Origin of the sequence: Streptomyces sp. NPDC057271, assembly GCF_042668715.1 — a bacterium.
Classification (GTDB): domain Bacteria; phylum Actinomycetota; class Actinomycetes; order Streptomycetales; family Streptomycetaceae; genus Streptomyces.
In genome coordinates this window covers 44,102-54,061 of the sequence record NZ_JBHUYJ010000027.1, presented here as the reverse complement: position 1 = coordinate 54,061, position 9,960 = coordinate 44,102, and the positions used below count along the sequence as shown (strand labels likewise).

Below are 9,960 nucleotides of genomic sequence, written 5' to 3'. Positions count from 1 at the left end.
GGCATCCGGGGGAGATGGCGTCGTCGGGTCGCGGCCTGGTCCTGATGGAGATGCTGGCGGACGCGTGGGGCGTGGACCCGCGGGGCGAGGGCAAGTCCATCTGGTTCGAACTGAACGAGCCGCCGTCGAAACGGGGCGACGGCTCCGCGTAGCCCCCTGGGAGCGATGAGGGCGAGGGGGGACGGCCGCGGCGGTACGAAGCGGGGGCGAGGCCCGCAACGCCCCGCCCGCGCCCCCGCCCGCCGCCTCGCACCCCGCGCCCCCGCACCCCGCCCGCGCCCCCGCCGCCCCGCTCGCGCCCGCGCGCCCCTCGCCGTCGCGGAGGAGACTGGTGTCGTACGCCCGCCGTCGCCGGGGGGATCACGGAGCACCCCATGGACACCCACAAGGTCGGAAGCGACACCACCGTCCTCGCCGACAGCCTCGAAGTGCCTGGCATCGGCCACATTCCCGTCAACGCGTACGTCCTCAAGGCCAGAGAACCCGTCGTCGTCGACACCGGACTCTCGGTCTCCGACCGCGACTTCGTCAACGCGCTCGGCTCGGTCGTCGATCCGGCCGACGTCCGCTGGATCTGGCTCACGCACCCCGACCGCGACCACACGGGCGGTATCTTCGACCTCCTCGTCGCCGCGCCCCGGGCCAAGGTCATCACCACCTTCATCGGCGCCGGGATCATGAGCACCGAGCGTCCGCTGCCGATGGACCGCGTCCACTTCCTCAACCCCGGCCAGACCATCGACGTCGGCGACCGCGTGCTCGACGCCTTCCGGCCGCCGCTCTTCGACAACCCGGCGACCGTCGGCTTCTACGACGAGAAGACCCGTATCTGCTTCAGCTCCGACTGCTTCGGCGGCCCGATGCCCACCGCCGAGCTCGCCGAGAGCGGGCACGCCAACGACCTCAAGCCGGAGGAGCTGCGACGCTCGCAGCTGCTGTGGGCGACCGTGGACAGCCCGTGGGTGCACGTCGTGGACCCGGAGAAGTACCGGGCGACCGTGCAGCCCCTTCGGGACATGAACCCGGAGATCGTGCTGTCGTCGCATCTGCCGCCCGCCGTGCGGATGACCGACCTGATGATCGAGATGCTCACGACGGCCCCCGACTCCGACCCGTTCGTCGGCCCGGACCAGGCGGCCCTGGAGCAGATGCTGGCGTCGTTCGAGCCCGGCGGCATGCCGGCGGCGACCTGACGCCCCGCACCGCTCAGGGGCCCCTCAGGCGCTCAGGTGCTCAGGCCCTCAGGCGTCCTTCCCCGTCCCGTAGCGGCCGCGCAGCTCGCCGATCACCCCGAACGCGGCCGCCGTCAACGGGACGGCGAGCAGCATGCCCAGGATTCCGGCGACGGACGCGCCGGCCGTGATGGCGAGCATGACGAGGGCCGGGTGCATCTGCACGGTCCGGCTCTGGATCATGGGCTGGAGGACGTTCCCCTCGATGACCTGCACGGCCAGGACGACACCGAGGACCCAGAGCGCGATGACGAAACCCCGGTCGGCGAGGGCGACGAGGACGGCCACGGCTCCGGAGAGGAAGGCTCCGAGGTACGGGATGTAGGCCGTGACGAAGACCAGCGCGCCGAGCCCGACGGCACCGGGCACCCGCAGGACCAGCAGCCCGATGGTGATGAGGACCGCGTCGACGAGCGCGACGACGGTCGTCCCGCGCATGAAACCCTCGACGGCCTCGAAGGCGCGGCGGCCCATGGCCTCCATCGTGTCGCCGGTCGAGCGGGGGGCGAGGGACCGCAGGGCGCCGGCGACCTTGTCGGAGTCCCGGAGGAAGAAGAAGATCAGCAGCAGGGCGAGGACGGCCATGGCGGCCACCTGGCCGACGACGCTCAGCCCCGAGATCACGCCCGAGGCGGCGGTCCCGCCGAACTTCTCCAGGAGCGCCTTCGCGTTCCTGGCGAGGTCGTCGATCGAGGTCCCTGCCGCGCCCAGATGTCCGGCGATGTCGACGGCGGCCTGCCGCAGCGAGGCGACGATCTGGTCGCCGGTCTCGACGAGCGCGACGACCACGATGTAGGTGGCGCCGCCGACGAAGGCGAGGACCGCGAGGACGGTGAGCCCGGCGGCCAGCGACTTCTGCACCTTCATCTTCACCAGGCGCCGGTAGAGCGGCCCGAGGAGCGCCGTGCCGAGGATGGCGAGCAGGACGGGCGTGACGGCCGTCTGGAACACGACGCAGAGCCAGATCCCCACGGCGGCGACCCCCGCGACGAGCAGCAGGACGACGCACCAGGCGGCGACCCGTCGCGCGGCGTCGGGGAGGAGGGGGCGGGGGCTCGGCGTCTGCACCCGTCCACCGGACCACGGCGCTCGGCATGGCGTCCTGCGCTACGGGCCGGACGAGTGACGCCCCGTCAGGGCCCTTGCCCGTACGAGCCCCGGCCACGGCAGCATGCCCGTACGATCCCGGGCCACGGAAGCGGCAGCGTGCCCGTACCCACACAACGCGTACGGGGCCCAGCGCGTCGCACTCGACCCCGTACCCCATGCCTGTACGCGTACCGGACCGCTGCCCGTACCCGTACCGCCCTCGTCTCCTACTCGCCCATCCCGTGCACGGCCGGGATCGTGCCGAGTCGGCCCGCCTGGAAGTCCTCGAAGGCCTGGCGGAGTTCGGCCTGGGTGTTCATGACGAACGGGCCGTAGTGCGCCATCGGCTCACGGATCGGCCGGCCGCCGAGGACGACGACCTCCAGGTCGGGCGTGTGCCCGTCCTGCTTCTCGTCGGCCCGGACGGTCAGTGCGCCCCCCTTGCCGAAGACCGCGGTCTGGCCCATGCGGACCGGCCTGCGCTCCGTACCGACGGAGCCGCGCCCCGCGAGTACGTAGACGAGACCGTTGAAGTCCTCGCGCCACGGCAGGGTCACCTCGGCGCCCGGCCGGACGGTCGCGTGGATCATCGAGATCGGGGTGTGGGTGATCCCCGGTCCGGCGTGGCCGTCGAGCTCGCCCGCGATGACGCGGATCAGCCCGCCGCCGTCGGGGGAGGTGAGGAGCTGCACCTGGCCGCCTCGGATGTCCTGGTAGCGCGGGGCCATCATCTTGTCGGACGCGGGCAGGTTCACCCACAGCTGGAGCCCGTGGAAGAGCCCGCCGCTGACGACGAGGGACTCCGGCGGGGCCTCGATGTGGAGCAGCCCGGAGCCGGCGGTCATCCACTGGGTGTCGCCGTTGGTGATGGTGCCGCCACCGCCGTTGGAGTCCTGGTGGTCGAAGATCCCGTCGATGATGTACGTGACGGTCTCGAAGCCGCGGTGGGGGTGCCACGGGGTGCCCTTGGGCTCTCCGGGGGCGTACTCCACCTCTCCCATCTGGTCCATCATGATGAACGGGTCGAGGTACTGGTAGTTGATCCCGGCGAACGCGCGGCGCACCGGGAAGCCCTCGCCCTCGAATCCGGACGGAGCCGTGGTCACGGCGAGCACGGGGCGGGAGACGGCGTCGGCCGGGGCGGCGACGCGCGGCAGGGTGAGCGGGTTCTCGACAGTCACAGCGGGCATGGCGGGACCTCCTTGTGCGACCACTTTAGTTGAACAATGAACTTCCTGCCACCCGGAACGCGGAACGCCCGGGAGGAATTCCTCCCGGGCGTTCTCCCACGTGTCCAGCCTGCGTCAGCCGTACATCCGGCGCATCGCGAAGTCGACCATCTGCTCGACGGCCTTCGCGTCGAAGACCATCCGGTGGTCGCCCTCCATGTCGAGGACGAAGCCGTAGCCGGTCGGGAGGAGGTCGATCACCTCGGCGCCGGTGATCACGAAGTACTTCGACTCCTTGCCCGCGTACCGCCGCAGCTCCTTGAGCGACGTGAACATCGGGATGACCGGCTGCTGGGTGTTGTGCAGGGCCAGGAAGCCGGGGTTGTCGCCGCGGGGGCAGTAGACCTTCGAGGTCGCGAAGATCTGCTGGAAGTCCTCGGCCGCGAGCGATCCGGTCGTGAAGGCCCGCACGGCGTCGGCGAGCGAGGGCGGCGAGGGCTCGGGGTACAGGGGCGGCTGCTGACCGTACGGGGCGCCCTGCATGCCCGGAATCCCGCCCGCCATCGGCTGCTGCGGCGGCGCGTACTGCTGCTGGGCACCCGGGTTCTGCTCGTAGCCGTACATGCTCCCGAGCCTAGTGGTTCCCGGTGGGTAGCCGTTCCGCTCACGCGATTGTCGTCACAGATGACCGGATAGGGGTTGCTTCTTATTACCGACGGGTAGCATCATCGGAGAGAGCATTGCGCTACTCGCTGGTACGTGTACGAGGAACCTGCCTCCCCGATCCTTACGGAGCCGTCGCCATGGGGCACTACAAGTCGAATCTCCGCGACATCGAGTTCAACCTCTTCGAGGTGCTCGGTCGTGACAAGGTGTACGGCACCGGTCCGTTCGAGGAGATGGACGTCGAGACCGCCAAGAGCGTCCTGGAGGAGCTGACCCGCCTCTCCGAGAACGAGCTCGCGGAGTCCTTCGCCGACGCCGACCGCAACCCGCCGGTCTTCGACCCCGAGACGAACACCGCCCCGGTCCCGGCCAGCTTCAAGAAGTCCTACAAGGCCTTCATGGACTCCGAGTACTGGCGCCTCGGCCTGCCCGAGGAGATCGGCGGCACCACCTCCCCGCGCTCCCTGATCTGGGCCTACGCGGAGCTGGTCCTCGGCGCGAACCCGGCCGTGTGGATGTACTCCTCCGGCCCGGCGTTCGCCGGCATCCTCTTCAACGAGGGCAACGAGGCGCAGAAGAAGGTCGCGCAGATCGCCGTCGAGCGCCAGTGGGGCTCCACGATGGTCCTGACCGAGCCCGACGCCGGTTCGGACGTCGGCGCCGGCCGCACGAAGGCGGTCCAGCAGGAGGACGGCTCCTGGCACATCGAGGGCGTGAAGCGCTTCATCACCTCCGGTGAGCACGACATGGAGGAGAACATCCTCCACTACGTCCTCGCCCGCCCCGAGGGTGCCGGCCCCGGCACCAAGGGCCTCTCCCTCTTCCTCGTGCCGAAGTACCACTTCGACTGGGAGACCGGCGAGCTGGGCGAGCGCAACGGCGTGTACGCCACGAACGTCGAGCACAAGATGGGCCTCAAGGCCTCCAACACGTGCGAGATGACCTTCGGCGACCAGCACCCCGCCAAGGGCTGGCTGATCGGCGACAAGCACGACGGCATCCGCCAGATGTTCCTCATCATCGAGTTCGCCCGCATGATGGTCGGCACGAAGGCGATCTCCACCCTCTCCACGGGCTACCTCAACGCCCTGGAGTACGCCAAGGAGCGCGTCCAGGGCACCGACCTGGCGAACTTCATGGACAAGGCCGCGCCCAAGGTCACCATCACGCACCACCCCGACGTCCGCCGCTCGCTGATGACGCAGAAGGCGTACGCGGAGGGCATGCGCTCCCTCGTCCTCTACACGGCCACCGTGCAGGACGAGATCCAGCTCAAGGAGGCCGCGGGCGAGGACGCGAAGGCCCTCATCGGCCTGAACGACCTGCTGCTGCCGATCGTGAAGGGCTACGGCTCCGAGAAGGGCTACGAGCAGCTCGCGCAGTCGCTCCAGACCTTCGGCGGCTCCGGCTTCCTGCAGGAGTACCCGATCGAGCAGTACATCCGGGACGCCAAGATCGACACCCTCTACGAGGGCACCACGGCCATCCAGGGCCAGGACTTCTTCTTCCGCAAGATCGTCCGCGACCAGGGCGCGTCCCTGAACGCGCTGGCCGAGGAGATCAAGAAGTTCCTCGCGGTCGGCACCGGCGGCGAGGAGCTGGCCGGCGCCCGCGACGCGCTCGCCAAGGCGGCCGTGGACCTGGAGGGCATCGTCGGCACGATGCTCACCGACCTCACCGCGACCGGCGAGGACGTCAAGAACATCTACAAGGTCGGCCTCAACACCACCCGCCTGCTGATGGCCTCCGGCGACGTGGTCGTCGGCTACCTGCTCCTGAAGGGTGCGGCCGTCGCCGCCGAGAAGCTGGCCGCCGGCGCCTCCGCCAAGGACCAGTCCTTCTACGCCGGCAAGATCGCGGCCGCGAAGTTCTTCGCCGCCAACGTCCTGCCGGGCGTCGGCGCCGAGCGCGCGCTGGCCGAGGCCGTCGACGGCTCGCTGATGGACCTGGACGAGGCCGCGTTCTAGCAACGCGTCTTGTTCATCGAGGAACGGCTCGCTCCCGGGGAGGGGAGCGGGCCGTTCCGTCTTCCGGGGTCCCGGCGCCGCATTCCGGGGCGTGCGTAAGGTGAACCCATGACGAGCACCGCCCGCTTCGACCGCGGCCACACCGACGACCTCATGACCTTCCTGGCGGCCTCCCCGTCGCCGTACCACGCCGTGGCGAACGCCGCCGAGCGGCTTGAGAAGGCCGGCTTCCGGCAGGTCGAGGAGACCGCCGCCTGGGACGGGACGACCGGCGGGAAGTACGTGATCCGCGGCGGCGCGCTCATCGCCTGGTTCGTCCCGGAGGGCGCCACCGCCCACACCCCGTACCGGATCGTCGGCGCGCACACCGACTCACCCAACCTGCGCGTCAAGCCGCAGCCCGACATGGGCGCGCGGGGCTGGCGCCAGGTCGCCGTCGAGATCTACGGCGGGACGCTGCTCAACACCTGGCTCGACCGCGACCTCGGTCTCGCGGGCCGTCTGACCCTGCGGGACGGCAGTCACCACCTGGTGAACGTGGACCGCGCGGTACTGCGCGTCCCGCAGCTCGCGATCCACCTCGACCGGCAGGCCAACGAGGGCCTCAAGCTCGAACGGCAGCGCCACATGCAGCCGATCTGGGGCCTCGGCGAGGTGCACGAGGGCGACCTGATCCGCTTCGTCGCGGAGGAGGCGGGCGTCGACGCGGAGGACGTCGGCGGCTGGGACCTGATGGTCCACGCGATCGAGGCCCCCGCCTACCTCGGCCGCGACCGCGAACTCCTCGCCGGACCGCGCATGGACAACCTGATCTCCGTCCACGCCGGGGTCGCCGCGCTGGCCGCCGTCGCGGGCCGCGCCGACCTCCCGTACATCCCCGTCCTCGCCGCCTTCGACCACGAGGAGAACGGCTCCGAGGCCGACACCGGCGCCCAGGGCCCCCTCCTCGGCAACGTCCTGGAGCGCTCCGTCTACGCGCGCGGCGGCGCCTACGAGGACCGCGCCCGCGCCTTCGCGGGATCGATCTGCCTCTCCTCGGACGTCGGCCACGCGGTCCACCCCAACTACGCGGAGCGCCACGACCCGACGCACCACCCGCGCCCCAACGGCGGCCCGATCCTGAAGGTGAACGTCAACCAGCGCTACGCCACCGACGGCAGCGGGCGGGCGGTGTTCGCCGCGGCCTGCGAGCGGGCGGGCGTGCCGTGGCAGACCTTCGTCTCCAACAACGACATGCCCTGCGGCACGACGATCGGCCCGATCACGGCGGCCCGCCACGGCATCAGCACCGTCGACATCGGCGTGGCCTGCCTGTCGATGCACAGCGCCCGCGAGCTCTGCGGCGCGGAGGACCCGTACCTCCTGGCGAACGCGCTCGTCGCGTTCCTGGAGGGGTAGCGCGCCGATACCCGGGTACCCGATCCCGACTACCCCACTAGGAGGCGGGACTCATGGGCCTGGGAGGCTGCATCATCCTCATCGCCGTGGGCGCGATCCTCACGTTCGCCACGGACTGGGAGCTCGACGGCATCAACCTCGACCTGGTGGGACTGATCATGATGGCGGTCGGTCTCATCGGCGTCGCGACCTTCACCAGCATCGCGCGGCGCCGGCGGGTCGTCGTTCCCACGGCCGCCCCCACGGTCGTGGAGGAGGAACGGCGCGACCGCGGCTACTGAACGGCACCCGGGCGAGGAGACGTCCGGGAGAGGTCACCCCTGGCACCGTCGGCCTCACGGACCGTCATGAAGGCCCGCCCCGGGGGACGTTCGCCGCCCGCCTCACCACGACCGTGCACGTCGGCACGGCCGTGGCGGGGCAGGGCGCGCCCTGGGCGGTGTACGGGCGCTACGCGTCCATGCCCGCGAGGATGAGCGGGAGGCGGGCGGCGCCGTCGGGCGTCACCTTCACCGGGACGCCCCAGTCCTGCTGGTGCACATGGCAGGCCGGGTACTCTCCCCCAGAGCCTTCGGCCTGGGAGCCCCCAGCGGGGTCGTCGCAGGACGCGGCCATCGCCGAGACGTGCAGGACGCCCTCGGTGATCCCCGGGTCGAGGTCGAGCTCCCGGACGAGGTCCGTACCGGTGCCCGCGCCGCCGATCAGCAGCTCCGGAGGGGTCGAGGAGACCAGGAGCCGGGTGGAGGGGCCGTAGCGCTCGTCGAGCTTCTGGCCCGTCGGCGCCTGGAAGACCACGTCGAGCCGGAGGCGGCCCGGCGCGACCTCGGTGGCCTCACGCTGGGTGCGGTGGGCGACCGCCTCGACCTGGACCGCCTCCTCGGGCAGCCGCAGACGGGTCAGCCGGTGCCGGGCCGACTCGACGACGACGATCTCGTCGCCGACGAGCACGGCGTCGCTCGGCTCGCGCAGATCGGTTGCCAGCGTCGTCACCTCGCCGGAGGCCGGGTCGAAGCGGCGCAGGGCGTGGTTGTACGTGTCGGAGACCGCGACCGAGCCGTCGGGCAGGGCGGTCACGCCGAGCGGGTGCTGGAGCAGCGCCTGGCCGGCGTCGCCGTCGCGGTGGCCGAAGTCGAAGAGCCCGGTGCCGACGGCCGTGTGGACGACGCCCTCGGTGTCGATCCAGCGCAGGGCGCTCGTCTCGGAGTCGGCGATCCACAGCCGGTCCTCGGTGGCGGCGAGCCCGGAGGGCTGCGCGAACCAGGCCTCGGCGGCCGGACCGTCGACGAGCCCCTCGTTCGTCGTACCGGCCGCGACCGCGACGGTCCGCGTCTCCGGGTCGTACGTCCACAGCTGGTGGACGCCGGCCATCGCGATCCACACCTTGCCCCGCCACCAGGCGACGTCCCACGGCGAGGAGAGGTCCACGTCGAGGGCCGGGCCGGAGGTCGGCGATCCCTGCCACCACTGCGTGCCGGTTCCGGCGATCCGCTCGATCACGCCGGTGGCGGGGTCGTACGTGCGCAGCGCGTGGTTCACGGTGTCGGCGACGACGACCTTGCCGTCGGGGAGCACGGTGAGCCCCTGCGGCTCGCGGAAGTCGCCGTCCCCGATGCGCCGCACCACGGTCTCGCCGTCCGGCCCGAGCTCGACGAGCTGGTGGCGGGTGGTGTCGGAGACGAGGAAGTCGCCGGTGGGGAGGAGGACGGCCTTGCCGGGGAAGCGCAGGTCGGTCGCGACAGGCTCCGGCGGCACGTACGGCCCGTCCCCGCGCCGCAGCGTGCCCTTGGCCTCGTGCTCGGCCTCCAGCTCCTCGACGAGCGTCCGGATCGCGTTCGCGTGCCCCTCGCCCGCGTGCTGGGCGACGACGTACCCCTCGGGGTCGATGACGACGAGCGTCGGCCAGGCGCGTACGGCGTACTGCTTCCAGGTCGCGAGCTCGGGGTCGTCGAGGACGGGGTGGTGCACCTCGTACCGCTCGACGGCGTCGACGACGGCCTGGTGCTCGGCCTCGTGGACGAACTTGGGGGAGTGCACGCCGACGATCACGAGGGTGTCGCGGTGCTTCTCCTCCAGTTCACGGAGCTCGTCGAGGACGTGCAGGCAGTTGATGCAGCAGAAGGTCCAAAAATCCAAGATCAATGTGCGACCTCGGAAGTCGGCGAGCTTCAGGTCCCTGCCGCCCGTGTTGATCCACCCTCCCTTGCCGATCAGCTCGGGGGCACGGACACGGGCACGTCGGGGCGCGGGCGCGGGGGTGGACGCGGGCACGGGCGCGGGCGCGGGGGTGGGCGCCGGGGCAGCATCGTTCATCCTTCAAGCTTGCCATTGGCCGATGAGCACCGGATCACCGCACGGACACGGGCCCGGCGGGTCCCTGGCGCGTGGGGCCCCGACCGGCCACGCCCCCAACCGGCCGCACTCCACCACGCACCCGCAATC

Annotated in this window: 9 protein-coding genes; 5 read left to right on the top strand and 4 right to left on the bottom strand. The window is 71.2% G+C overall.

Features of this window, described 5'->3' with window-relative positions; all coding sequences use genetic code 11:
• Both ACFUJR_RS15640 and ACFUJR_RS15635 read left to right on the top strand, forming a co-directional pair.
• The coding region (locus ACFUJR_RS15640; RefSeq protein ID WP_383450438.1) for an ATP-binding protein at window positions 1-152 on the top strand (152 nt) is incomplete at its 5' end.
• A gap of 222 nt (window positions 153-374) precedes the next feature.
• Window positions 375-1,193, top strand: a complete 819-nt coding sequence (locus tag ACFUJR_RS15635) for an MBL fold metallo-hydrolase (RefSeq protein WP_383173804.1) — start codon at window positions 375-377, stop codon at window positions 1,191-1,193.
• 48 nt (window positions 1,194-1,241) lie between these two features.
• Here ACFUJR_RS15635 and ACFUJR_RS15630 read toward each other — a convergent pair whose 3' ends face one another.
• The 3 genes from ACFUJR_RS15630 to ACFUJR_RS15620 all read right to left on the bottom strand — a co-directional run bounded on the left by ACFUJR_RS15630 (window position 1,242) and on the right by ACFUJR_RS15620 (window position 4,114).
• Window positions 1,242-2,300, bottom strand: coding sequence for an AI-2E family transporter (locus ACFUJR_RS15630; protein WP_383173801.1), 1,059 nt, complete (start codon window positions 2,298-2,300; stop codon window positions 1,242-1,244).
• Window positions 2,301-2,548: 248 nt separating this feature from the next.
• Window positions 2,549-3,511 (bottom strand): pirin family protein, encoded by a 963-nt coding sequence (locus ACFUJR_RS15625; protein WP_383173798.1) that lies wholly within the window; start codon window positions 3,509-3,511, stop codon window positions 2,549-2,551.
• A 114-nt stretch (window positions 3,512-3,625) separates the two neighbouring features.
• Window positions 3,626-4,114, bottom strand: a complete 489-nt coding sequence (locus tag ACFUJR_RS15620; protein WP_383173795.1) for an SseB family protein — start codon at window positions 4,112-4,114, stop codon at window positions 3,626-3,628.
• A gap of 179 nt (window positions 4,115-4,293) precedes the next feature.
• Between ACFUJR_RS15620 and ACFUJR_RS15615 the strand changes: the two genes are divergently transcribed.
• The 3 genes from ACFUJR_RS15615 to ACFUJR_RS15605 all read left to right on the top strand — a co-directional run bounded on the left by ACFUJR_RS15615 (window position 4,294) and on the right by ACFUJR_RS15605 (window position 7,802).
• Window positions 4,294-6,123 (top strand): acyl-CoA dehydrogenase, encoded by a 1,830-nt coding sequence (locus ACFUJR_RS15615; protein ID WP_383173792.1) that lies wholly within the window; start codon window positions 4,294-4,296, stop codon window positions 6,121-6,123.
• A gap of 108 nt (window positions 6,124-6,231) precedes the next feature.
• Window positions 6,232-7,521 carry a M18 family aminopeptidase gene (locus ACFUJR_RS15610; RefSeq protein WP_383173789.1) on the top strand — a complete coding sequence of 430 codons (1,290 nt, stop codon included), beginning with the start codon at window positions 6,232-6,234 and terminating at the stop codon, window positions 7,519-7,521.
• A 53-nt stretch (window positions 7,522-7,574) separates the two neighbouring features.
• Entirely contained in the window at window positions 7,575-7,802 is a 228-nt protein-coding gene (locus ACFUJR_RS15605; protein ID WP_383173786.1) for a DUF6458 family protein, read from the top strand.
• A gap of 169 nt (window positions 7,803-7,971) precedes the next feature.
• Here the strand turns inward: ACFUJR_RS15605 and ACFUJR_RS15600 are convergent, their stop codons facing one another.
• Window positions 7,972-9,831 carry an NHL domain-containing thioredoxin family protein gene (locus ACFUJR_RS15600; protein ID WP_383173783.1) on the bottom strand — a complete coding sequence of 620 codons (1,860 nt, stop codon included), beginning with the start codon at window positions 9,829-9,831 and terminating at the stop codon, window positions 7,972-7,974.
• Window positions 9,832-9,960: the final 129 nt, after the last annotated feature.